Origin of the sequence: Nostoc sp. NMS9 (assembly GCF_017114995.1) — a bacterium.
GTDB lineage: Bacteria > Cyanobacteriota > Cyanobacteriia > Cyanobacteriales > Nostocaceae > Nostoc.
The window spans coordinates 269,218-291,533 of sequence record NZ_JABXKL010000080.1 but is presented as its reverse complement, the minus strand read 5'-3'; the positions used below and the strand labels follow the sequence as shown (position 1 = coordinate 291,533).

The window sequence follows — 22,316 nt, the reverse complement described above, 5'->3', positions numbered from 1 at the left end:
TGTTTATTAAACTGGACTTAATTTATTACTTTAGCATAACAAGTAATGAAGAACCAAAATAAAAAACTAAGTGAGTAAGTTAGCAATAGATACAGGCTGATATTGAGTTTAGTTTCTCAGATCGAGGTTGCTGACCGAAACAGATTCATGATACAGAGCAACTAAATTTATTTATCGGGATTATTAATTTTGAATTTTGAGTTTTGAATTTTGAATTCGGAGCAAAGCGACGTGACTTGCGCCTGTAATTTTCCTTCTACTTGAAATGGTGGTTGATAATAGTTATTAGGTTCATATTCTGGTGTCACTTTCCAATCATATCGTTGCAGCAATATTGCCAAAAAAATCTTCATTTCCATCTTGGCAAATTCTATGCCAATGCATATATGTTCGCCACCACCAAAACCAATTAAAGCAAAGGAGTCTTTTTTATCTTCTTCGCGGGGAGGGGCAAAGCGTTCTGGATCAAAACTTTCTGGGTTAGTATAAATCTCGCTCATGCGATGCGTTAATCCTTGAGCAACAATCACCACCCAACCGGGAGGAATGCGATAACCTGCGTATTCAATTTCTTTTACAACTCCCCGAAACAGCACTACACCTGCGGGGTTGTAAAGTCGTTCTATTTCTTTGAAAAAATAAGTCATTTGATTAAGTTGCTTGAGGTGTCCCAAATTCAAAGGTTCATCTCCGACAACTTCTGTCAGTTCTTGGCGGAGTTTCTCACGCCATTGTGGACGCGCTACCAATTCAACCATTGCCCACGTTAAGGATGTAGCAGTAGTGAAATGCGCTGCATTTAATAAGTGTATCAGTTCGTCTACGATCTGCGACTGGGCTAAAGCATTTCCCTCTTGATCTACTGCTGCCAAAAACAATCCTAATACATCACAAGACTCCTCTAAGTTCCCTTGAAGTTTGCGTTCGCTGATAATTTTTTGTAAGAAAGCTTTCAACTGACGACGAGCATTTTGGGAACGACCATATTTTGTGAACGGTATATCTAACCGCAATAGTGCCAATGCTCCCTGCGTCAAAGTATTATACAACTGTTCGACTTGCTCAACTTCGCTTTGTATTTGAACACCTAATAATAGCCGAATCCCAATTCGCAATGCTAACTGATTAAATTCATTTTTGATGGAAATTGGACTGCCTTGCACCCAGTTTTCTAGGCACTTGTTAACTTCAGTTTGCATAACATCAAAATAGTTAGCAATCGCTTTACTATGAAATGCTGGAGCCATTAAGCGACGAGTCCGACGATGTTCTTCGCCATCCTGAAGCATCATTGGCTGTCCGAAAATATGCTCCATAGCCACTTTCCATCCTAAGTAGGAAGATACATGATCGGCTTTTTCTTGCAAAATTAGTCGATTTGCTTCCACCCCTACCAAAACTGCATATTTCTTTCCTAAAATGCTGGTTTTAAAAACGGGCCCGTAGCGTTGGTAGTTTTTTGTCAGCCCCCATCCTTGGGTAGCAAATAATCGGAGAGTTTCACCTAAAATGGGTAGCCCAAAGCTACCGGGCATTTCCTCGGCTGGTTTTAATTGTGTCATTTTTTTGACTATGGACTGAAAGTGTGGTGATAACTATTGAGTCTAGCTTTAACAAGATTGTGCTGTCTCACGCAATCTTCCGAAAACTAGCGTTATCTTCCGAAAAATTTAGTGTAGCTTCTTAAATGCTTGAGGAGTGATGCCGATATATTTGCGAAAAACCTTGGTGAAATGACTTTGACTTTGAAATCCTACTAGTTGGGAGACTTGTATAACTGATAATTCTCGCTTGGCAAGTAAATATTTTGCTCTTTCAATTCGGCATTTAGTGATATATTGATGAGGCGCTATTCCCATTGATTGCTTAAACAAGCTAGCAAAATAATGCGGACTTATCTGTGCGATCGCAGCAATTTCTGCAAGTGACAAATTTTGCTCTAAGTTATCGTTGATATAAGCGATCGCTTCTTTTAATTTATGTTTTGGTAATCCACCTGTGTATTCTCGAATGATAAATTTATGCGTGGAGTAGCGTTTCAATAAATGCACCGCCAGCAGATTTGCTGCTGACTCTATATACAGGGAACTATCAAATCCACTAGTTTCTATTTCTTGCTTGAGTGTCAGTCCAATTTGTTGAATCAATGGATCGTGAGTTTGCAGTTGTTGTACAATTTCAACGGCATCAGTATTTACTGACTCGTAGGCAACACGAGTAATCATCGCTGGTTCAAAACCAAAGTGAATAAACCCTAATTCCTGTTCAAATTGCACTGCTGGAGAAATTTGATGAGCAGGAAAAATCCCCACATCAGTTGCTGCATAGGATTTACTTTGCCAGTGTCCGTTAATTTTTAATTTTGCCTCAAACTCTCTACTGTAAATGGTAATAATGTGCTGAAAAGGCGATGTCTCAGGAAGTTGATAGTTTGACTGGCGATGATAGGCAAAATAAAAACCATTCCAACCTGCAACTGGGCTGGAAATAATTAAAGGTTTGGGAAGGAATTGTTTGAGTTTGTCTGGTTGGGCAGCATTAATTCTAAAAGGCTGGTCTATTTGCATGACGACTCACACGCTTTTTTTAATATAAATTAAGAGGTGTTAATTGCCATTTTCTATTTTCCAACTTGTTGTGCTAAAGATGAGGAATCCTGGGCGCAACCAGTTAAAATACGGTAAGCCTTCCAGATTACAGTTGATTCATCCAAAACAAGGCTCAATTATTATTACATGTTTGTATAATTGGAAACTCAAATAACTGCTTATGTCAGAACAATATCGTTTTGAAACCCTGCAAGTTCATGCTGGACAAGAGCCGGCTCCTGGAACTAATGCTCGTGCTGTACCGATTTACCAAACTACTTCCTACGTTTTTGACGACGCCGACCACGGAGCGCGGTTATTTGCTCTCCAGGAATTTGGCAACGTCTACACCCGCATCATGAACCCAACGACGGATGTATTTGAAAAGCGGATTGCTGCTTTAGAAGGAGGTGTAGCAGCATTAGCAACTGCTAGTGGGCAAGCGGCGCAATTCTTGGCAATCAGTACTATTGCTCAGGCTGGGGATAATATTGTTTCCACTAGTTTTCTGTATGGGGGAACATATAACCAGTTTAAAGTATCTTTACCACGTTTAGGTATTAACGTCAAGTTTGTTGAGGGAGATGACCCAGAAAGTTTTCGTCAAGCGATCGACGATCGCACGAAAGCGTTATACGTTGAAACCATTGGCAATCCCCAATTTAACATTCCCGACTTTGCGGCTTTAGCTCACATTGCCCACGAAAACGGCATTCCTTTAATTGTAGATAATACCTTCGGTGCTGGTGGGTATTTAGCTCGGCCCATTGAACATGGTGCAGATATCGTAGTGGAATCTGCAACTAAATGGATTGGTGGACATGGTACTTCCATTGGTGGCGTAATTGTCGATTCGGGTAAATTTGACTGGGGTAATGGCAAATTTCCTCTATTTACTGAGCCAGCACCCGGTTATCATGGGCTAAATTTCCAAGAAGTGTTTGGCCCTAGCGGTTCCTTTGGCAACATTGCCTTTATTATTCGCGCCAGAGTAGAGGGGTTACGAGATTTTGGCCCGTCCTTGAGTCCATTTAATGCCTTTCTTTTACTGCAAGGATTAGAAACTCTCTCTTTACGTGTAGATCGTCATGTGAGCAATGCACTAGAATTAGCTCGGTGGTTAGAGCAGCAAGAGCAAGTATTATGGGTTAATTATCCGGGGCTTCCTAATCACCCATATCATGAACGAGCGAAAAAATATCTTCGGCATGGCTTTGGGGGAGTTTTAAACTTTGGCATTAAAGGTGGATTGGAGGCAGGTAAAGCTTTTATTAATCATGTGAAATTAGCAAGTCATTTAGCAAATGTTGGTGATGCTAAAACCCTCGTTATTCATCCCGCTTCCACAACCCATCAACAACTAAGTGATGACGAACAGCTTTCAGCAGGTGTGACACCCGACTTAGTGCGAGTATCGGTGGGAATTGAACATATCGACGATATCAAAGAGGATTTCCAGCAGGCATTCCAGCAAGTTAGGATTTAGTTCTCAATAAATTGGGAATGGGGCATTGGGCATTGGGCACAAGAAGCAGAGGTGCAGAGGGGCAGAGGGGAAAAACTTACTGCAACTTCTCCTCTGCTCCTCTGCTCCCTCATCCCCCTCATCTCCCCACTCCCCACTCCCCACTCCTAGATATGATCTACTCAGACTTTATCTCACCACAAACCCAGTTTTACCAACTGACGATGCCATTTCAACTAGAAGGCGGCGAAACATTAACTGGGGTTCAGGTTGCCTATCGCACGTGGGGACAGTTAAATGCTCAACGCGATAATGGGGTACTGATTTGTCATGCCTTAACTGGTTCCGCTGACGCTGATGATTGGTGGGAGCCTTTGTTTGGTTCAGGGAAAGCCTTCAATCCAGAAGGCGACTTTATTGTATGCAGCAACATTTTGGGAAGTTGTTACGGCACAAGTGGGCCAACTACTATCAACCCAACAACGGGAAACCCTTATGGTGTATCCTTCCCTAAGATTACAATCCGAGATATGGTTCACCTGCAAGCTGTACTACTAGAATACCTGGGTGTTCAATCTCTGCGGTTAGTAATTGGTGGCTCACTCGGTGGGATGCAAGCACTGGAGTGGGCGTTGTTATATCCAGAAAAGGTGGAAGGAATTGCACCCATTGCTGTTTCTGGCAGACATTCAGCTTGGTGTATTGGATTAAGTGAAGCCCAAAGACAGGCAATTTATGCCGATCCAAACTGGCAAGGAGGGAACTACACTCTGGATGCGCCGCCAAACCAAGGACTAGCAGTAGCGCGGATGATGGCGATGTCTACTTACCGTTCTTGGGATAGTTTTACAAGCCGCTTTGGACGCGAGTATGATGCATCTGAGCAGTTTACTATAGCCAGTTACTTACAGCATCAGGGTCAAAAGCTAACAGAACGATTTGATGCTAACACTTACATCACCCTTACCCACGCAATGGATCGCCACGATATTGCACGCGATCGCACCAGTTCTGATTTGTCAGATTATGAATCTATTTTGCAAAGCATCCAGCAACCAACTTTAGTTGTTGCAATTGATTCTGACATCCTCTATCCTCCAGTAGAACAACAAGAATTGGCAAATTTAATCCCTAATGCTCAACTGGCGTGGCTGAAGTCAACCCACGGACATGATGCATTTTTAATTGACATGGCTGCATTAAATGAAATACTAATCTCTTTTCGGCAAAGTTTAGATTTCTCAGTTTCCTAACTCGATGTATTGAGAAAAAAGCTTGGTGTTTCGAGTTTTGAGATGAAATTATGATAGTTAAAAAGGCGATCGCATCTTGCGCTATCGAGCATCACAGTCAGTCGTAGACATCGCTACAGGTGGGTAAATTTTATATATGGAAACAATTTATAGCGTGGCGACAGTCGCGGGAGTTGAGATTTTGCGACAGCGCCAACGAAAAGATAGTATACCAGATTGCGATCGCTGGTAAAAATTCTTTTAATCAGCACCAGCCAACAGAAGTGGCAAAATGTGGGTAGTAACATTAAAAAATTATCGGTAAGCATCACCCAATCTACAGGTTTTTTAGATGATAAAACAGAGATGGGCAAGCATATACAAATGCACTCAGCTACTTTGGAGTGTTTTGTTACTGTTGGTAATTTGGAATCTACCCCAATACGCTTTGGCAGATGTCAACCCACAGGAGATAAATGCAATTATTCGCACACGGGATATTGCCCTGCAAGCCCTAAACACTCGCGATTTTGCCAAAATACAGCCTTACTTGCACCCAAATTTCACAATTACAACAGTTGATAATCAGACTTTTAACAAAGTTCCTGAGTTTGAAAAGTACTGGAATCAGCAGTTTTCCAGTTCCATTAAAGATATCAAAATGCAACTCAAGGGAGATCCTCTCAGAACATTTCTCACTCCAGAAATAGATGTTGCCTCTGGAGAAGCGATCGCATCTTTCTCTTTCAAAGATGGCAAAGCCACTGATATGGCATTGCGATGGACAGCAGTGCTGCAAAAACTCCAAGATAAATGGACGATTCAATCGCTGCATTTCTCCTCCAATCTGCTGAATAACCCAGTGTTGAATGCTGCTCAACAATTGGGGCGGATTCTAGCAGTTGCAGCAGGGGTGGGCGGTTTCCTTCTGGGAGCAGTGACGATGCTATTATTACGTCGCAGAACCAAGCCACGAACCGAAAGGATATAGCAAATAAAGTGGGAAGAAGCACCTATCAGCCCAGTAAAAATATTAGCTTTCATCGCCGTCTGAAAGCAACCATAGTAGTTTTATTAGTCTGGGGTGGCGTGAGTTTGCTGCACTGGCTACCAGAAACACAATGGTTGATCCTGGGATTAACATCAATCCTGACTGTGCAAACGTTACGGATGCTGTTAGCAAAACCAGCGGCGGCGGTAATGGAGAGTGAGATTTATTTACCGCCAGTCTCGATTTTAGTTCCGGCTAAAAATGAAAGTCCAGTCTTGGCTAATCTAGTTTACAGCTTATGCCACTTGAATTATCCCAGCGATTCCCTAGATATCTGGGTCGTTGATGACGGCAGTACCGATGAAACCCCCCAGGTTTTGAAAGAATTACAAACTCAATTTCCAGCTTTACAAGTTTATCGACGGGAATCAAAAGGTGGTAAATCAGGCGCATTGAATGCAGTGTTTCCCTTTACCCAAGGGGAGATTATTCTAGTCTGTGATGCGGATGCTCAGTTAAGAGCCAATTTTCTCCGGCAAACAGTACCTCTGTTTCAGAAGCAAGCTATCGGTGCAGTGCAAGTGCGAAAAGCGATTTCTAATGCTAATACCAATTTCTTAACCCATTGCCAGCAGATGGAAATGTGCTGTGATAGTTTTCTGCAAACCCATCGCATTGCTATTGGTGGCATGTCTGAACTGCGGGGTAATGGGATGTTAGTTCGTCGGGAATTGTTAGAAAAGTGTCAAGGTTGGAATGAGAACACTGTCACCGATGATTTGGATCTTTGTTTCAAACTCTATTTAGCAGGTGCAGAAATTGACTTTGTTACAGTTCCATCAATTCAGGAAGAAGGTGTAACTACTTGGGAAAAACTTTGGCATCAACGCTGTCGTTGGGCTGAAGGTGGCTATCAGCGTTACCTAGATTATTTTCCGCAAATCCTTACTTTAGGTTGGGCAAAAGGAATTGATTTATTATTGTTTTTTCTATTGCAATTTCTTCTACCAATTGGACTAATCACCGATTTACTTTGGACTATATTTTATAGCCATCATCCAGTTCTATTTCCACTGCAAACACTACTCAGCATCATTTTGATAATTGCTTTTATTGCTGGAATTTACCAATTTCAAAATTTACGAGGATGGTCTTTGGTTTGGGCAACAATTCAAGGGTCATTCTACATGATTCATTGGATTCCTGTGATGATTCTAACAACTTTAAAAATGTGTGTGCAAAAGGAGCGATCGCGCTGGGTTAAAACTGAGCATCTTGGTCAAAATCCTGACAGTGATTCTGGCAACCAATAAAATAACATTTAATATGCCTGCAAAAGATATCTATCACGATACTGTTAAAAATTCCTTAATTAAAGAAGGTTGGATAATTACAGATGACCCCCTACATTTAAAATGGGGTCAAAAAGATATGTATGTAGATTTAGGAGCAAAACAACTTTTAGCCGCAGAAAAAGGAACTAAAAAAATAGCTGTAGAAATTAAAAGTTTTGTCAGTCCTTCAGAAATGGCAGACCTCAAAAATGCCATCGGCGGATTTATTCTGCATCGTGCTGTTATCAGTCGTCTATAACCTGATAGAATATTATATTTAGCAGTGCGTAACAGCGTATTCACAGCTTTATTCGAGGAACCAATTGGTACACTTTTAATAGAAAGTGAAAATTTAAATTTACTTGTTTTCAATCCTGAAACTGAGAGGATTATCCAATGGATACCTTAGATAACTATCGACGCATCATCAAAGAGGTATTAGTACCTTATACACAAATTCCTTATTCCTATGCAGCTATTGAGTGTAAAACAGTCTTTGATAGTGAAAATGACAGCTATCTACTGATAACTCTTGGTTGGGACGGTGCTAAAAGAATTCACAGTTGCTTAGTTCATATTGACATTATTGATGGCAAAATATGGGTACAACGGGATGATACAGAAGATGGTGTTACCTACGAATTAGAAGCTGCCGGAATTCCTAAAGATAAAATTGTCTTAGGATTTCACCCGCAAAATGTCAGGCAATATACGGGATATGGTGTTGCATAAGTTTAACCGAGAAAATCGGAAGAATGAGCGATGCCTACGGCGGTAAACTACGCACTGGGTTAAAACTGAGCATCGTGGTGGAATGGCATAAATAAAATCAAATATAGTGTTAAATTTATCGAATTGTCAGATAATTGGAGCAAATCGTAGGATTACTTTTAGTTGACCAAAGGGGCTTAAATGTCTAAAGTAGAAGGCTTTAGGGTAAGAAATTACAGAGTTCTTCGTGATATCACCTTGGGAAAGTTGTGGAACACACAGAATGCCAAGCCATTAACGTCAATGACAGCCGTCATCGGTAAAAATGGTGTGGGAAAAAGCACCATTTTCGACACTTTTGGCTTTCTTGCAGACTGCTTGAAAAATGGAGTAGAGGAAGCGTGCGATTCTCGTGGCCGTGGGGGCTTTGAGAGAATTCGTTCCCAAGGACAAGAGGGAAGTATTGAGTTTGATATTTATTATAAAGAAGATCGTAATGCCCGGCCAATTACCTATGAGTTGGCAATAGATATTGACTCCTCTGGAAGACCTTATGTAAAGAGGGAAAGACTCAGACAACGAATAAAAGGACAAAGCAAGGGACAACCTTTTTCTTTTCTAATACTCAATGAAGGTAGAGGAATTGCATGGAAAGGTGAACAAGAAGGCAAACAAGTTGAGGAAGAAAAAGGTGATTTTGATTTGTCAAAATTAATAGAAAAAATACAGAGAGGTGAAGGGGAAGAGGAAAGTAAGGAAACTGAGGTAGTTGAACTTGACGATAAGCGAAAACTGGGAATTGCAACTTTGGGTTCACTCAAACAACACCCAAGAATTTCTGTATTTCGTAGATTTATTGAAGGATGGTATTTAAGCTATTTTACTCCAGATGCTGCACGAAGTTTGCCTCTGGCTGGGCCACAAAAGCATCTGAATATTCATGGCGATAATCTGGGTAATGTAGTTCAGTTTATGGAGAGAGAACATCCTAAAAAGTTTCAATCCATACTTGAAAAGATATCTAGTAAAATTCCAGGTATAAATAAAATTAGTACCGAAAGAAGTCCAGATGGAAGACTCCTACTGCGTTTCAATGACAAGGGTTTTCAAGACCCATTTTATGCTCAACAAATGTCAGACGGAACACTTAAGGTATTTGCCTATCTTCTCCTGTTAGAAGAACCCTCGCCACCACCATTTTTGTGCATAGAAGAGCCAGAAAATGGACTTTACCATAAACTTTTAGAAACCCTAGCGCGAGAATTTAGAGAACACGCTACAGGTCAGAAAGGTGGATCACAAATATTTGTGACAACACATCAACCATATTTTGTAGATGCCCTTGAACCTGACGAGGTTTGGGTCTTGGAAAAGGGCGAGGATGGATTTGCTAAAATTAAGCGAGCTAGTGAAGATCCTCTGATCAATAACCTTGTTTCTGAAGGTTTGCCCCTTGGTGGACTTTGGTATAGCGATTACTTGGATGCAAGGTGAGTATATGCACTTTGAAATACTCGTTGAGGATATTTCCGGCAAAACTGCTCTTGACATTCTTGTCCCAAAAATTATTAACACTGAACAACACACATTTAATATCCATGCTTACAAAGGAATAGGGCATATTCCTCAAGGTTTAAAATCTACTTCTGATGCCAACAAACGAATTTTGCTCGATCAATTGCCGCGACTTATTCAAGGCTATGGTAAAACATTTGCTAGTTATCCTCCTGATTATCACGCTGTCCTCATCATCATTTGCGATCTTGATGACCGATGCCTGAGTGCTTTTCGCAAAGAACTACTTGAACTCGTAAATTATTGTAATCCTAAGCCAAAAACACAATTTTGCGTCGCTATTGAGGAAGGAGAAGCATGGTACTTAGGTGATTTAGCAGCAGTGAAGGCAGCTTATCCGAGTGCAAAACAAGCAGTTCTAAATTCATACACCAACGATGAGATTTGTGGCACATGGGAGAAGTTAGCTGACGCAGTATATTCTGGTGGTCGCCAAAAGTTGTCTAAACTTGCTTATCAGGCAATTGGTAAAGAGAAAGCAACTTTGGCTGAAAAGATATCTCCCCTTATGGACATTGACAATAATCAATCACCAAGCTTCTGCTATTTTCGAGATCAGCTTCGACGTTTAAGTGGGCAGTAGAGCAAACAAGGGCAACAAACAATCATGTTAGATTTGCTGATTCAAAACGGGTTAATTTTCGATGGCTTAGGCTCTCCACCTGTTCGCAGAGATATCGGCATTCAAAACGGCCGCATTGTCACCCTTGCACCCTCCTTAAATATGCCAGCGCGTGAAGTGGTTGATGCTTCTGGGTTATGGGTGACACCTGGATTTATAGATATTCATACCCATTACGATTTAGAGTTAGAAATTGCACCAGGATTGAGCGAATCAGTTCGTCATGGTGTTACCAGCGTGGTTATTGGTAACTGTAGCTTGTCTGTTGCGATCGCACAACCCCAAATCTTGGCTGATATTTTTCAGAGGGTAGAGACACTTTCCCATCGGCTGATCGCAAAATGGTTGAAAAAGTCGGTTTCCTGGCAGACACCAGCAGAATATTTACAGCATTTGCAACAGTTACCCCTTGGCCCCAATGTTGCCGCAATGTTTGGACACAGTGCCTTACGCGCTCATGTGATGGGATTAGAACGCAGTTTAACCGTTCAGCCGACAAAATTTGAACTAAAACTTATGCAGCGCATAACCAGAGATGCTTTAGACGCTGGCTTTATTGGCATTTCTATTGATATGTTTCCCTGGCATCGGATGAGTGGAGAATGGCAAGGCTGCACAATTCCTTCTCAACATGCCAAATTTAAAGAATATGCAATGTTAGCTAATCTCTGTCGGCGTAGCCAACGCGTTTTTCAAGTCACACCCAATTTACAACGACTTGCTTCCTTTGTAGATATTCTGCGTATGGGTTCAGGGATTGGACAAAAACCCCTCCGGCTAACTGTCCTCTCAGCTTTAGATGCCGTACACGATCGCAACCTATGGCGAATATTTTCCCCCCTACTTTTTATTTGGAATCGGCTTCTAAATGGTAATGTCCGCTTTCAAACCCTAACCGAACCCTTCACCATTTACTCTGATGGATCTGTGACTCCCTTATTTGAAGAATTCTCCACAGGCGCACAACTCAATGGCTGTCAGTCACGAGAAGAAAGGCAACAACTATGGGCATCGGAAATTTTTCGTCGTCAGTTTCGCCAAGAATGGCTGAGTAAATGGCGTAAATCATTCCATCGTCAGTTAGATTTGATGGAAGTTATTCACTGTCCCGAAGCAAGTTGGCAAGGGTTAAGTTTTGCAGAAATTGCGCGTCAAAAGCAACAAGAACCAGTAGATTTATTTATCCACGCATTACAAAAATACGATACAGATTTACGTTGGGTGGCGACAGGAGCAAACGATCGCCTAAAACCTCGTTTAGCGATGATGCAGCATCCCCATATTTTGCCTGGTTTTACCGATGCTGGCGCTCACGTCCGCAACCTGGGCTACTATGATGGAGCTTTGTCTTTGCTCAAACAAGCAGTTGCAACGAAGTTTCTTTCACCTGAAGCTGCAATTTGCCGCGTTACCGGAGAACCTGCTGGTTGGTTTCGTCTTGATACGGGAGTTCTCAAAGTTGGTGCGAAAGCGGATATAGTTTTACTCGATCCCAATGCTTTAAATCAGCCAATTAGCCCGCAGGTGCAGATATCAGATCCCGTTTTAGATGGTGAACCTCGGATGGTTAAGCGTGGTTCAGATGAGATTGTGCAAGCTGTTTATATTAATGCGGTTCGGGTTGTTTGTCGGGGTAAAGTGAGCGATCGCTTGGGGCGTGAAAAGTTGGGGACTGTTTTGTTTCCTTGTTGAAGTATCTCACGCAGAGGTGCAAAGAGAAGTTTGAGAATTTAGTATTGAATTGCTTTTACCCCACACCAGCAATTACCTGCCCAATATCTTGAGGAGTTGCACCTGTTGCTAACATTGCCCGAATCAGCAATTCAATTGATACTGAAGCATCGCCATTTTCAGCTTTAGCAATCCGAGGTTGGCTGGAACTAATCTTAGCAGCGAGTTCACTTTGAGTCATCAGTTTTTGCCGACGCTCCTTTAAGTTTTGGCTGAGAGCTAGCTTAATTTCAACCAAGATAGTTTCTTCGGGTGTTAACTCCAAAAAATCTGAAACTGTGCCAATTTTCCAGCCTTTAGATTCCAAACGTTCTCTCTTAGCTTGATCCATCACATTACTCCTGTTGATCGGTATCATATTTGCTCAGACGCTTTTTGCAAACCTCAATTATCTTCTTGGATGTTGTTCTCGTTGTTTTATTAAAGACTTCAACAATCAAAATTGCATCGTCATCAATTCGATAAATGATTCTCCAGTTTTTATCTGCATCTCGAATACGTAATTCATGACAGTGAATTCCTATACTTGGCATAGGGCGTGAATGTGGCAACCCAAGGGATTCACCTTCCTGTAATTGTCTGAGGATAACACCCGCTTCTATGCGTGCTTCTTGAGTGAAAGGTGGGGTTTTAACTTCACCATGTAACCAAACTAAAGGCTTACTTTGATCTCCCAGACTGTATTTATATCATATCTGATATATCGATATAATATACCGATTAAAGGGAACTTATATTAATGGGATTCAGGTTGTTTGTGTGGGTAAGGTGAGCGATCGCTTGGGGCGTGAAAAGTTGAGAACTGTTTTGTTTCCTTATTAGTTCTACTTCAGGTATTGCTACTCCTACCTATTTATCATCCTAGATAGTAGTTGAGTTAAGATTATGAGAAAATTTATAACACTGTGATGACCAAGTTACCAAAACGTACAAAGTCTCAGAGAATCGGCCAAAGTGCGGCGGACTTCCTCAAATCAATTTTTACTAAATTTTGCATTGTTATTCCTGTTCCTCAAGAACTGGATCTTGGCATTGATTTTATCTGTGAAATTATGCAGGGAGTAGTACCCAACTGGAAAGTTATTTAACATTCAATGTAAAGGGACAGAAGAAGCTGAAGTAAAAGGCACTTCAATTACAGTTCCTATTGCAGTTACGACTCTTAATTATTGGTTACTTCAGAAAAATCCCACATTCTTAATTATTGTTGACTGCCAAAATTACATTTTTTATTGGTCTTTTCCAAAAGATTTTCTTAGTTCACTTGAGAAAAACTGGCAAAAACAAAAAAAGGTATCGCTCCCGGTTTCTATTCAAAACCGTTTTGAGCAAGATATAAACTCTTTACCATCTCAATTAGTTTCAATAGTTAATTCACAGGCTTCTGTTACTCCTCAGCATGGCAATTATCTTGGAACGTTGACTCTCGCAGATGCTATAGAGAGAGCTATTAATTCTGGATTAGATATAGTGATTGCACCCTTCCATCGTCCTTTCCAGTATATTGGAATGTCTATCACAGAAGCTGCAAAAGCGGTTGGGGGGAAGCCTAATGAAGTGGGTAACATTATCATTGACTCTGAGCAATCGCACATGGTACTAGAGGCAGAAGGAAACTTTATCAGCTATGTGGATGTTGAAATCAAAAAGACTGCGCCCTGGAGTCAAAGCTGCCCGTTCGATTCTGAGCAAATCTTGGGTGTACTTAGTATTAATCCATCCGAGTTAGAACTAGTCCGCAAACAGACGCACTTTCACACCTATTATGACCACAAGAGGAAGTTAAAGGTCAGCATATCCTGCCAGTATGAGGGCGCACCTCTGTCAGTAGGATTCAGTAGTAAGTATTATGGAATGTAAGGTGTGGAATATGGTCAAGTGCGATCGCTGATTAGGAACGTTAGACTTAATTCGGGATAAAATTTAGCATTTCTTCAAGTGACTCTATATAAATAGAGGTTGATGTATGGAATTACGTCCAATTAGAACCCAAGCTGACTATCAGGAAGCTCTTCGAGAAATTGAGTTGCTGTTTGATGCCGTCCCTAATACACCTGAATGCGATCGATTAGATGTGCTGAGTACCTTAGTAGAAGCTTACGAAAAGGCACATTTTCCTATTGAAAAACCCGATCCTATCGAAGCAATTCAATACTACATGGATACCCGTGGCTGGTCTCGTCGTGATTTGGAGTCATGTCTTGGCAGTCGAGCGAGGGTATCTGAGATACTATCTCGTAAACGCTCCTTGACCTTGGAGATGATTCGGAAGTTAAATCAAGAGTTAGGTATTCCGGCTGAGATTCTAATCCAGCCTTATGATTCAGTGCAAACCTCTGCTTAAATAATGACCAGAAAAAAGCGACGAAATATTAAACCGTGAAAAATTCCTCTATTTTTATGAATGTAAAACTTCAGACCGACGAAGACAAGCTACAGGAAAGCACTAGTATAAAAATAAATGAAGAAATAGAAAACGAAAAAGTTCTATGTCCTCATTGCCAGCGTACTGCTACGAACGGTATTAAATGTAAAGGTATTTGTGTGGCTGACAATGACTATTAAGGTATAAATTATATCGCTCTTTGTTCTTGTAGGCTATGTTAACGAAATATAAAGCACTATTTTTATGAAAGCGATGCCTACCGTGGATAAAGTGCGATCGCTGAGTTTCAAACAGGGTATAGCAACGAAATCTGATGCACTACACAACCCGACGATTTTGGCAATGCTATGATGCTGTTAACCTGAAATCAGTAAATAAACAAATCTAGTTATGCTCTACAAAATTCCACTACTACTTACACCTCAGCCAGAGGGTGGGTTTACGGTAACTTCTCCGCTTTTGCCAGAACTGATAACTGAGGGGAACTCTGTGGACGAAGTTTTAGTGAATGCTAGAGATGCATTTGAAGCGGTTCTTGAAGTCTATGAAGATTTAGGTAAAGAGCTTCCTCACAACCTACAATCTGTAGACCAAAACTCACCAGCCTTGATAGAAACAATTATCTCTACCAAATGAACTATAGAGAAGTTGCCAAGAAATTATCTAGGCTTGGATGTGAAGAAATTCCCAGACGTGGTGGAGGCTCGCATAGGAAGTGGTTTAATCCAATTACGCAGAAAGCAACTGTACTTCCTGACTGGAGTGGCCGCGATCTAAAACTAGGAACATTACGAGCAGCTATAAAACAACTAGGAATTGAGTGGTCTGACTTTGAAGAGACATAACCAATCATTGTACCTGCTGTGAGTAGGGGATTGTATAATTGCCCTCATTACAAAAAATCGATAGCATGAGGGTATAACTAATGTTATACCAATCTATGAAAACAGCGATTTCCATTCCTGATCCTCTCTTTGAAGCTGCTGAAGAATTTGCAAAACTTATGGGGTTATCCCGTAGTCAGCTTTATGCTGTAGCACTTAAAGAATACTTGCGATCGCATAAACCGGAGCAAATTACTAAACAGTTAGATACCGTATATGCCGATGAAGACAGCAGCCTTAATCCATTGTTTGTAAGGCTACAAGCCTATACGATATCTGAAGAAAATTGGTGATGCAGCGAGGTGAAATTTGGTCAGGTTTTGAGATGAATTCTAATCCTCAACAAAGTTTGATAAATCGGATTAATAATCAAATTCTGGATCATCCTTTTACAGACTATTGGGATATTTTTATTCTTAAACATCAGCATCCAATTAATATTACTCTACACATTTTGGGGATATTCTTTTTTTACGGTTTACTCTTTTATACTTGGAAATTGCAAAGCTTTTGGTTGCTCTTGGGCTTACCGTTAACTCAATTGGTCGGATTAACTGGACATTTTTTATTTGAGCGTAGCCATATTGATTTACAAGATGCTGTATTTTCTTGGCGGGCTTCTTATTGTTTAGGTAAAATGTTATTTAGAATTTTGACAGGTAAATATCGAGATGATATTTGCCAACGACAAGAAATATTAAATAATTATCTATCAAACAATTATGCAAATATTCAATAATTGGAATGTAATTGCTAAGGGTTGGTATATTGCCTGTCCTACTCATGAAATACCTAAAAAAACAGCTAAGTCTGTAGAAGTGTGCAGTCAGAAAATTGCCATTTTTAGAGGTGAAGATGGGCAAGTACGCGCTTTAGATGCTTACTGCCCTCATTTGGGGACAGATTTAGGCATTGGGAAGGTTGATGGTAATTGGATTCGTTGTACATTTCATCATTGGGCATTTGATGAAACAGGGCTTTGTCAAAATATTCCTTGTCAATCAGAAATTCCTACTCAAGCTAAATTACAAGCTTATGCAACAGAGGAAAAATATGGATTTATCTGGATTTATCCAGATGCTAAAGCACCAGAGGGAGTGGCTGATTTTGATGAATTGAAGGGAAAAGAAATTGTTGCACAAGCTGATATTGCATTTGCAAGAAGTTGCCATCACCATATCTGTATGATGAATGGGATTGATGCTCAACATTTAAAAACAATTCATCATTTAGATATCAAAATGGATCTGTCGCTACATCGCAGTGAATTGGGGACGCAAATTGACTTTACAATGCGGGGACAATTCCCTCAAACTACTTGGAGAGAAAAGTTAGGTCAAAGATTTCTTGGTTCTACATATCAGTATTCAATGCGTTATGCTCATGGTTGCATTGGTTTGTTGACAATGATGAAGGATGTTAGGCTTTTCCCCCCACTATATATGATATATGCTTATACTCCAATTGCACCTGGAAGAACGATAATTCAACCGATTTATGTAACTGAAAAACGTCAAGGTATTGTGGGATATCTGCTAAGTCAGTTTTTGCTATTTTGTACTCGCTTGGCTTACTATATGCTCAGAGATGAGGATGGCAAAATTTACAACAATATTCGCTTTAATCCGAAATTGCTCCTTAGTATCGATCGGCCATTAGCTGAATATATGGAGTATGTAAATCAGCTAAAACCGTCTCGATGGTCAAAAAATAGAGGTGTAGAATAGTAGGTTAGATTAGCGATCGCGTAACCCAACAAAAGCTTTGGTAATGTTGCATTTTGTTTCTCAATCTAAATACATCTTAATTATTTTGTAGAGTGGGGGATTTCCATCAACTCTATATTGAGAAGGTGCAAGATGTGAATACAGAATTGTAGCATAGATAACCATTCTGGAATCTGTCACATTACACCGTAAATTTACCAAAATGGTCGATAAAGTTTTAATTAAATATAATACAAATCGAGTCTAGGTAATTTACGAATAATGAAGAGTTTGCTGATTCCTGTTCAAAATTTGCAGCCAAGCGATCGCACCGCCATGTATGCGCTGCTGCAAAATCACTTTAAAGGTATAACCTGGGATGGGTTTGAAATTGATCTAGAGCGCAAAAACTGGGTTTTGTTGTTGAGAGATGAGACATCCAATGCAGTCAAAGGATTTTCAACTCTGATATTATGCCAAAAGACTTTTTTGGGAGAAAAAATCAGTGTGGTATATTCCGGCGACACTATTGTTGATCCTAGTGCTTGGTCGAGTACAACACTACCACGTAGTTGGATTGCTGCCGTTAATTTTCTGCGTCAACACTATGCAGAAAATAAACTTTACTGGCTGCTAATTTGCTCTGGCTTTCGCACTTATCGTTTTCTTCCTACTTTTTGGCAAGATTTCTATCCGCGTTATGATGTCACAATACCTCCCGATGTTAAGCATCTAATGGGGAATTTAGCACAGGAATATTATGGTAGCTTATATCAAGAAGCAACTGGTATTGTTCGGTTTCCGCATCCTCAAATTTTACGCGAAGGGCTGATTGAAATTCCATCAGGACGACAAACTAATCCTCATATCCAGTTTTTCGAGGAAAAAAACCCTGGCTATCGGTTAGGTGATGAATTGGTTTGTTTAACTGAAATTAATTATGACAATCTCACTCGTTCTGGACAACGGATGTGGAAGTCAGAATCATCGTTAAAATTTGTGCAAGATTGTGTTCTTATTTAATTTTTATGCCATCTACTGACCCATACTTAAACTTTAACAACTCAACACAATTTATAGAGGGATGGTACTGGACATTACCATCAAAAAAATTAAAGCTTGGCAAGGTTAAAGCAATAACTTTACTAGGTAGAAATCTGGCAATTTATCGGGGAGTTAGTGGTCAGGTAGTAGCGATAGATGCTTATTGTCCACACATGGGCGCACATTTAGCACAGGGTAAGGTAGAAGATGACAATATTCGCTGTTTTTTTCATAATTGGAAATACAATGAGCGCGGAATTTGTGTAGATGTTCCTTCTCTTGGAAAACCGTTACCTGTGTGTATTAAAACTTGGCACACGGCAGAAAAATACGGCATAATTTGGGTTTGGACGGGAGAAGAAAAGCCAAGTTCGCTGCCTTTTGTACCAGAATTAGAACAGGCAGATTGCGATTATATATTGGGGACTCGATTTGTCAAAAACTGCCATCCCAATGTGTTACTAATTAATGCGATTGATGCTCACCATTTCAATACAGTACACAATCTGCCCTTGGAGATTGTATTTGATTCCCAAGACCTCAACCCCAACGCTATTACCTTCAGCAATACTACACGGGGAGGGGATAATTCTTGGTTAATCCGCCTGATTCGTCCTCTATATCGCAATGAAGTTACTTATAGTATGTGTTACTGGTATGGCAGCACTGGCACTGTGACGCTAGGCCCAGATTTTCTGCACTTCTACATTATATTTACACTGCGAATGATAGAAGGTGGTAAAACTGAAGGGCAAACAATTCTTGTCACTCCCAAGCGTCCGGGATTTTGGGGATGGGTTTTAAATCGTGGTTTGTTATGGTTAACCCAACAGGTTGGTAATTACTTCGCCAAAGGGGATACACAGGTATTTCAAAGAATTCAGTTTGATTTAAAGACTCCCACTAAAGCAGATCAATCTATTCTGGAATTTATTCAGCATGTTAATCACCAGAAAGCTTTAACTTGGGGAACTTGGGACACTGTTAATTATCAAAATATTCAAACCCTATCAACACCTAGCTCTGAACATGGATTCAAAATATAACATTGTCGGTTTTGACTTACCGCATACAGATTCTGATGACCGTTTGCGACGTATATTAACAGCAGCATTACCTAATCATAATAATTATGCTAATTACCCAGAATTAAATTATTGGGATGCTGATTTTTTTAAATTATATAAAGTTAAAATTTTCCAACAATCTAATATTACTGAACAATCTGCTATTCTGGAACTTGCCAACCGCAGCCTGTTAGAAGAATCATATTTTATCGAGAAAGCAGGGGTTGGCTACATGGCAAAAATGGTACTGTTAGCAGAAACAGTTGAAGAACGAATGCTTTATGCATTGTTTACGGCTGATGAAGCTACCCACCTTCACCAAGTTAGCCATTTTTTACCAGAAATGGAAGTAACTAGCACGGATGATCCGTTTTTGCACTTACTATCAGAAGTGGTTGAAAGTGCAGATAAAACAGTTTTGTTGTTTGTGCTGCAAGTCGTTTTAGAAGGATGGGGTTTAAGTCATTATCGGCGTTTAGCAAAGGAATGTTGCTATCCAGTTTTAGCAGAACTTTTTTCCAGTTTTTTACAATCTGAATCCCGTCATCACGCCACGGGAACCACCTTGTTTAATCAAATTACTGTTTCAGCATTGAGTCAAACAACAATTCTCGATGTATTGGCACAGTTTTTGTTTATGGTGCAGGTGGGGCCACAAAGCCTACTAACAGCAGTCGAACAAGTGAAAGGACATCTGACGCGATCGCAAAAAATCCAAATCTTAGAAGAACTAGATACAGAGACTCATAGCGGAACGCGATTACAAATATTGCGATCGCTCATGGGGATAAAATCAGCCCAGTCTATCCTGCAAAATTTAGAAGAACGTGGAGCCTTTGAACCCCTCCCCGCCCATCAATGTGTGTAATAAATATTAATCTTATCTCTGCGTTAAAGCAAAACGGATATGGAAAAAACTATTCATCGCAAATTACAAATTAACCACACCCGCAACAAACAGCAAGATCATACTTCTTTAATGGATGAAGCAGTTACCAATTTTCGCTATGAGGATTGCCAAAACGAGTATTGGAACCCAGAGGAATTTTCCCTGCTATACGGTACACCTTTATGGGAACAGTCTAGCCAACATCAGCGTATAATTTTGAACCAACTTTACTGGGTAGCTTACTACTCACAAATTGTTTCTGCTGAAATTGCAACTATCTTTTTCAATCAAACCAGTGCAGCTGGACTTTACGCTCAAGAAGATTTTCGCTTAATCTGCGATACCTTAGATTTGGAATCCTGCCAAGAGCGATCGCACATTAACGCCTTCCGCACAATTGCCAAACAGGTTGAACAAGCGTTGTTTGGGGAACTTATCTTTACCTACCCTATGCGCGGCCCCTTTACAGAAACGATGGTTTATGCTGACACCAATGCCCTAAAAACTTGGTGGAAAAAAATTCAACTTCAATACTTTGGGCTAATTTCTGCGAATAATACTTTTTTGGCTTGTCAGTATTTCACAGTACGGGGAGTGCGGACACTAAACGGCAAGTTAGTACAGCACAAACTCAGCAATTATTATCAAAAATATCCCCATTCTGAAGCTGCTCCAATTCCTGCGAAAGTCTCCTATTATCACTTCATGGATGAAAGTTTTCACTTCAATAGTTCGACAATTATATCGCACGATGTTGTCACTTGCCTTAAGCCACCGACTGCTTTTGAGCGACTGGTTGCTAATTTAGGATTGCTAGGATGTCAACGCGATCATTTTCATTTTTCGGCTGCGATTAACGGGATTTTTTGGTACGATCCGGCGCTGTATGGCAAGATTTATCGGGTGTTGCGATCGCCGATTTTTGAGATGAGTCACAAGGATGCTAAAGAAATGATGCGGCGTTGTTTTACGGAGGAGTCTGAAGGATTGCAGCGCAGTTTTTCAACTCATCAGGAGGCGATGAAATCTTATCAGGTGTATGTTGAAAAAATCGATTATCTTTGGCAACGTAATCGGGATATGTCACTGATAGGTACTAATTCAATTTCTCGATATTTGGCGACTCAAAAAAGGGCTTTTCAAAGTTTTGAGCATCAAGAGGATTTGATTTTATCTCATGCAGATACGCAGAGCCACAGAGAGGAATGGAAGAGTGTTGTTTAGGTAATATTGTTGCGTATTATGGCTGACTTCTGTAAGATATCGTTTCCGGGAAGTGATTTTGTTCCTATCACTTTGGAATGTGATCAAAATTTATCTGAACATCTCACAATTCAGAATTCACCTGTTTTGTTTGGTTGTCGGACTGGTATTTGTGGCACTTGTTTGGTTGAGGTTATTGGTGATATTCCTCCACCTCAACCTGATGAACAGGAAATGTTGGAAACTTTAGTGGCTAATCATCCTCATGCGCGGTTAGCTTGTCAGCTTGATGTTACAGGTAATGTTGAAATTCGTAAGATTTAGATGGTGATTTAAAAACAACTAAAAGAGCAAGTATGGATTTGTCAACTCGCAATTTACCCGAACCACTTCAGCTTATTTTTAACGATAATCAGCTTTCGCCATGTTCAGATTTGGAAATCATTCAATTTGAACAACAACAAGGTATTAGTTTACCCAGTAATTACAAAGACTTTCTCAAGATTATGGGGCATGGTGCTGGGAAGTTTTTGCGTGGTTCAGATTGTTTTTACCAACATCTACCGCAAATTCAAGAATGGGCTAAACAACTTTTGGTAGAAAATGATTTTCCTGAAGCTTTGCCAGAGGATACTTTTGTATTTTTCATGCACGAGGGTTATCAGTTTAGCTTTTTCAGGCTGTCAGAAGGTGATAATCCACCAACTTACTCATATTGCGAGGGGCAGCAAGAGCCTTATTTTGTTAAAATCCATGATACATTTAGTGATTTTATAGCAGTGGAAATCGAGCTTTATTTAAAATATTCAATGACTCTAGCAAGTTAGATATTTGCCATATCAAATTGAAAATCAGTTTTCCTCTTAACCAAGAAGGTTGTATTTGTAC

Annotated in this window: 25 protein-coding genes and 2 pseudogenes; 23 read left to right on the top strand and 4 right to left on the bottom strand. The window is 40.2% G+C overall.

The genetic code is table 11. From position 1 onward, the window contains the following. Window positions 1–167: 167 nt before the first annotated feature. Both HWQ40_RS25695 and HWQ40_RS25690 read right to left on the bottom strand, forming a co-directional pair. A complete protein-coding gene (locus HWQ40_RS25695) occupies window positions 168–1,562 on the bottom strand; it encodes a cytochrome P450 (RefSeq protein ID WP_292783524.1) in 1,395 nt (464 codons plus the stop codon). Window positions 1,563–1,670: 108 nt separating this feature from the next. Next, the gene (locus HWQ40_RS25690; RefSeq protein WP_292783522.1) at window positions 1,671–2,567 is read right to left on the bottom strand and encodes an AraC family transcriptional regulator; all 897 of its coding nucleotides are present in this window, start codon (window positions 2,565–2,567) and stop codon (window positions 1,671–1,673) included. 202 nt (window positions 2,568–2,769) lie between these two features. On the opposite strand from HWQ40_RS25690, the gene HWQ40_RS25685 reads away from it, so the two are divergent. The 9 genes and pseudogenes from HWQ40_RS25685 (at window position 2,770) to HWQ40_RS25645 (ending at window position 12,210) form a co-directional block, all read left to right on the top strand. Then, the gene (locus HWQ40_RS25685; protein WP_292783519.1) at window positions 2,770–4,074 is read left to right on the top strand and encodes an O-acetylhomoserine aminocarboxypropyltransferase/cysteine synthase family protein; all 1,305 of its coding nucleotides are present in this window, start codon (window positions 2,770–2,772) and stop codon (window positions 4,072–4,074) included. A 152-nt stretch (window positions 4,075–4,226) separates the two neighbouring features. Next, a complete protein-coding gene (metX, locus tag HWQ40_RS25680; protein ID WP_292783517.1) occupies window positions 4,227–5,306 on the top strand; it encodes a homoserine O-acetyltransferase in 1,080 nt (359 codons plus the stop codon). 331 nt (window positions 5,307–5,637) lie between these two features. After that, the gene (locus HWQ40_RS25675) at window positions 5,638–6,276 is read left to right on the top strand and encodes a nuclear transport factor 2 family protein (RefSeq protein WP_292783514.1); all 639 of its coding nucleotides are present in this window, start codon (window positions 5,638–5,640) and stop codon (window positions 6,274–6,276) included. 8 nt (window positions 6,277–6,284) lie between these two features. After that, window positions 6,285–7,589 (top strand): glycosyltransferase family 2 protein, encoded by a 1,305-nt coding sequence (locus tag HWQ40_RS25670; RefSeq protein WP_292783511.1) that lies wholly within the window; start codon window positions 6,285–6,287, stop codon window positions 7,587–7,589. A 13-nt stretch (window positions 7,590–7,602) separates the two neighbouring features. Then, window positions 7,603–8,019, top strand: a pseudogene (locus HWQ40_RS25665) (XisH family protein). Continuing rightward, window positions 8,007–8,342, top strand: coding sequence for a XisI protein (locus HWQ40_RS25660; RefSeq protein ID WP_292783508.1), 336 nt, complete (start codon window positions 8,007–8,009; stop codon window positions 8,340–8,342). The pseudogene HWQ40_RS25665 and the gene HWQ40_RS25660 overlap by 13 nt, the downstream one beginning before the upstream one ends. 180 nt (window positions 8,343–8,522) lie before the next feature. Beyond that, a complete protein-coding gene (locus HWQ40_RS25655; protein WP_292783506.1) occupies window positions 8,523–9,815 on the top strand; it encodes an AAA family ATPase in 1,293 nt (430 codons plus the stop codon). Next, a complete protein-coding gene (locus HWQ40_RS25650) occupies window positions 9,778–10,479 on the top strand; it encodes a hypothetical protein (protein ID WP_292783554.1) in 702 nt (233 codons plus the stop codon). Before HWQ40_RS25655 ends, HWQ40_RS25650 begins: the two co-directional genes overlap by 38 nt. A 24-nt stretch (window positions 10,480–10,503) precedes the next feature. Further along, window positions 10,504–12,210: an amidohydrolase family protein gene (locus tag HWQ40_RS25645; RefSeq protein WP_292783503.1), complete on the top strand. Its 1,707-nt coding sequence runs from the start codon at window positions 10,504–10,506 to the stop codon at window positions 12,208–12,210. Between the two features lie 55 nt (window positions 12,211–12,265). Here the strand turns inward: HWQ40_RS25645 and HWQ40_RS25640 are convergent, their stop codons facing one another. Both HWQ40_RS25640 and HWQ40_RS25635 read right to left on the bottom strand, forming a co-directional pair. Further along, window positions 12,266–12,580 (bottom strand): helix-turn-helix transcriptional regulator, encoded by a 315-nt coding sequence (locus HWQ40_RS25640; RefSeq protein ID WP_196511215.1) that lies wholly within the window; start codon window positions 12,578–12,580, stop codon window positions 12,266–12,268. Window positions 12,581–12,584: 4 nt separating this feature from the next. Next, window positions 12,585–12,851: a type II toxin-antitoxin system RelE/ParE family toxin gene (locus tag HWQ40_RS25635; RefSeq protein ID WP_292783551.1), complete on the bottom strand. Its 267-nt coding sequence runs from the start codon at window positions 12,849–12,851 to the stop codon at window positions 12,585–12,587. 487 nt (window positions 12,852–13,338) lie between these two features. Between HWQ40_RS25635 and HWQ40_RS35740 the strand changes: the two are divergent. The 14 genes and pseudogenes from HWQ40_RS35740 to HWQ40_RS25570 all read left to right on the top strand — a co-directional run. Next, window positions 13,339–13,521: pseudogene (locus tag HWQ40_RS35740) on the top strand (DUF4365 domain-containing protein); the annotation flags it as partial. A 237-nt stretch (window positions 13,522–13,758) separates the two neighbouring features. Further along, window positions 13,759–14,109, top strand: coding sequence for a hypothetical protein (locus HWQ40_RS25630; RefSeq protein WP_292783499.1), 351 nt, complete (start codon window positions 13,759–13,761; stop codon window positions 14,107–14,109). 106 nt (window positions 14,110–14,215) lie between these two features. After that, entirely contained in the window at window positions 14,216–14,593 is a 378-nt protein-coding gene (locus tag HWQ40_RS25625; protein WP_292783496.1) for a helix-turn-helix domain-containing protein, read from the top strand. A 432-nt stretch (window positions 14,594–15,025) separates the two neighbouring features. After that, on the top strand, window positions 15,026–15,271 hold the full coding sequence (locus HWQ40_RS25620; protein WP_094352872.1) for a type II toxin-antitoxin system HicB family antitoxin: 246 nt from the start codon (window positions 15,026–15,028) through the stop codon (window positions 15,269–15,271). Then, window positions 15,268–15,480, top strand: a complete 213-nt coding sequence (locus HWQ40_RS25615) for a type II toxin-antitoxin system HicA family toxin (protein WP_292783493.1) — start codon at window positions 15,268–15,270, stop codon at window positions 15,478–15,480. The genes HWQ40_RS25620 and HWQ40_RS25615 overlap by 4 nt, the downstream gene beginning before the upstream one ends. A gap of 80 nt (window positions 15,481–15,560) precedes the next feature. Next, entirely contained in the window at window positions 15,561–15,812 is a 252-nt protein-coding gene (locus HWQ40_RS25610) for a ChpI protein (protein ID WP_292783491.1), read from the top strand. Continuing rightward, a complete protein-coding gene (locus HWQ40_RS25605) occupies window positions 15,812–16,258 on the top strand; it encodes an Mpo1-like protein (RefSeq protein ID WP_292783489.1) in 447 nt (148 codons plus the stop codon). The genes HWQ40_RS25610 and HWQ40_RS25605 overlap by 1 nt, the downstream gene beginning before the upstream one ends. Beyond that, window positions 16,242–17,246: an aromatic ring-hydroxylating dioxygenase subunit alpha gene (locus HWQ40_RS25600; RefSeq protein ID WP_292783487.1), complete on the top strand. Its 1,005-nt coding sequence runs from the start codon at window positions 16,242–16,244 to the stop codon at window positions 17,244–17,246. The genes HWQ40_RS25605 and HWQ40_RS25600 overlap by 17 nt, the downstream gene beginning before the upstream one ends. A 261-nt stretch (window positions 17,247–17,507) precedes the next feature. Next, entirely contained in the window at window positions 17,508–18,248 is a 741-nt protein-coding gene (locus tag HWQ40_RS25595) for a hypothetical protein (RefSeq protein ID WP_292783484.1), read from the top strand. Window positions 18,249–18,253: 5 nt separating this feature from the next. Further along, complete coding sequence (locus tag HWQ40_RS25590; RefSeq protein WP_292783482.1) at window positions 18,254–19,315, top strand: aromatic ring-hydroxylating dioxygenase subunit alpha; 1,062 nt, start codon at window positions 18,254–18,256, stop codon at window positions 19,313–19,315. Further along, window positions 19,299–20,204: a ferritin-like domain-containing protein gene (locus HWQ40_RS25585; protein WP_292783480.1), complete on the top strand. Its 906-nt coding sequence runs from the start codon at window positions 19,299–19,301 to the stop codon at window positions 20,202–20,204. Before HWQ40_RS25590 ends, HWQ40_RS25585 begins: the two co-directional genes overlap by 17 nt. 39 nt (window positions 20,205–20,243) lie before the next feature. Next, the gene (locus HWQ40_RS25580; RefSeq protein WP_292783478.1) at window positions 20,244–21,449 is read left to right on the top strand and encodes a P-aminobenzoate N-oxygenase AurF; all 1,206 of its coding nucleotides are present in this window, start codon (window positions 20,244–20,246) and stop codon (window positions 21,447–21,449) included. 18 nt (window positions 21,450–21,467) lie between these two features. After that, the gene (locus HWQ40_RS25575; protein ID WP_292783475.1) at window positions 21,468–21,752 is read left to right on the top strand and encodes a 2Fe-2S iron-sulfur cluster-binding protein; all 285 of its coding nucleotides are present in this window, start codon (window positions 21,468–21,470) and stop codon (window positions 21,750–21,752) included. A 32-nt stretch (window positions 21,753–21,784) separates the two neighbouring features. Next, on the top strand, window positions 21,785–22,255 hold the full coding sequence (locus tag HWQ40_RS25570) for an SMI1/KNR4 family protein (RefSeq protein WP_292783472.1): 471 nt from the start codon (window positions 21,785–21,787) through the stop codon (window positions 22,253–22,255). Window positions 22,256–22,316 lie beyond the last annotated feature (61 nt).

Excerpts from the sequence above, each read along its gene's own strand:
- HWQ40_RS25600 (WP_292783487.1), top strand. The coding sequence starts at position 16,242 with ATGCAAATATTCAATAATTGGAATGTAATTGCTAAGGGTTGGTATATT.
- HWQ40_RS25625 (WP_292783496.1), top strand. The coding sequence starts at position 14,216 with ATGGAATTACGTCCAATTAGAACCCAAGCTGACTATCAGGAAGCTCTT.
- HWQ40_RS25615 (WP_292783493.1), top strand. The coding sequence starts at position 15,268 with ATGAACTATAGAGAAGTTGCCAAGAAATTATCTAGGCTTGGATGTGAA.
- HWQ40_RS25570 (WP_292783472.1), top strand. The coding sequence starts at position 21,785 with ATGGATTTGTCAACTCGCAATTTACCCGAACCACTTCAGCTTATTTTT.
- HWQ40_RS25660 (WP_292783508.1), top strand. The coding sequence starts at position 8,007 with ATGGATACCTTAGATAACTATCGACGCATCATCAAAGAGGTATTAGTA.
- HWQ40_RS25585 (WP_292783480.1), top strand. The coding sequence starts at position 19,299 with ATGGATTCAAAATATAACATTGTCGGTTTTGACTTACCGCATACAGAT.
- HWQ40_RS25685 (WP_292783519.1), top strand. The coding sequence starts at position 2,770 with ATGTCAGAACAATATCGTTTTGAAACCCTGCAAGTTCATGCTGGACAA.
- HWQ40_RS25645 (WP_292783503.1), top strand. The coding sequence starts at position 10,504 with ATGTTAGATTTGCTGATTCAAAACGGGTTAATTTTCGATGGCTTAGGC.
- HWQ40_RS25675 (WP_292783514.1), top strand. The coding sequence starts at position 5,638 with ATGATAAAACAGAGATGGGCAAGCATATACAAATGCACTCAGCTACTT.
- metX (WP_292783517.1), top strand. The coding sequence starts at position 4,227 with ATGATCTACTCAGACTTTATCTCACCACAAACCCAGTTTTACCAACTG.
- HWQ40_RS25575 (WP_292783475.1), top strand. The coding sequence starts at position 21,468 with ATGGCTGACTTCTGTAAGATATCGTTTCCGGGAAGTGATTTTGTTCCT.
- HWQ40_RS25605 (WP_292783489.1), top strand. The coding sequence starts at position 15,812 with ATGCAGCGAGGTGAAATTTGGTCAGGTTTTGAGATGAATTCTAATCCT.
- HWQ40_RS25640 (WP_196511215.1), bottom strand. The coding sequence starts at position 12,580 with ATGGATCAAGCTAAGAGAGAACGTTTGGAATCTAAAGGCTGGAAAATT.
- HWQ40_RS25580 (WP_292783478.1), top strand. The coding sequence starts at position 20,244 with ATGGAAAAAACTATTCATCGCAAATTACAAATTAACCACACCCGCAAC.
- HWQ40_RS25655 (WP_292783506.1), top strand. The coding sequence starts at position 8,523 with ATGTCTAAAGTAGAAGGCTTTAGGGTAAGAAATTACAGAGTTCTTCGT.
- HWQ40_RS25620 (WP_094352872.1), top strand. The coding sequence starts at position 15,026 with ATGCTCTACAAAATTCCACTACTACTTACACCTCAGCCAGAGGGTGGG.
- HWQ40_RS25630 (WP_292783499.1), top strand. The coding sequence starts at position 13,759 with ATGTCTATCACAGAAGCTGCAAAAGCGGTTGGGGGGAAGCCTAATGAA.
- HWQ40_RS25590 (WP_292783482.1), top strand. The coding sequence starts at position 18,254 with ATGCCATCTACTGACCCATACTTAAACTTTAACAACTCAACACAATTT.
- HWQ40_RS25610 (WP_292783491.1), top strand. The coding sequence starts at position 15,561 with ATGTTATACCAATCTATGAAAACAGCGATTTCCATTCCTGATCCTCTC.
- HWQ40_RS25690 (WP_292783522.1), bottom strand. The coding sequence starts at position 2,567 with ATGCAAATAGACCAGCCTTTTAGAATTAATGCTGCCCAACCAGACAAA.
- HWQ40_RS25695 (WP_292783524.1), bottom strand. The coding sequence starts at position 1,562 with ATGACACAATTAAAACCAGCCGAGGAAATGCCCGGTAGCTTTGGGCTA.
- HWQ40_RS25595 (WP_292783484.1), top strand. The coding sequence starts at position 17,508 with ATGAAGAGTTTGCTGATTCCTGTTCAAAATTTGCAGCCAAGCGATCGC.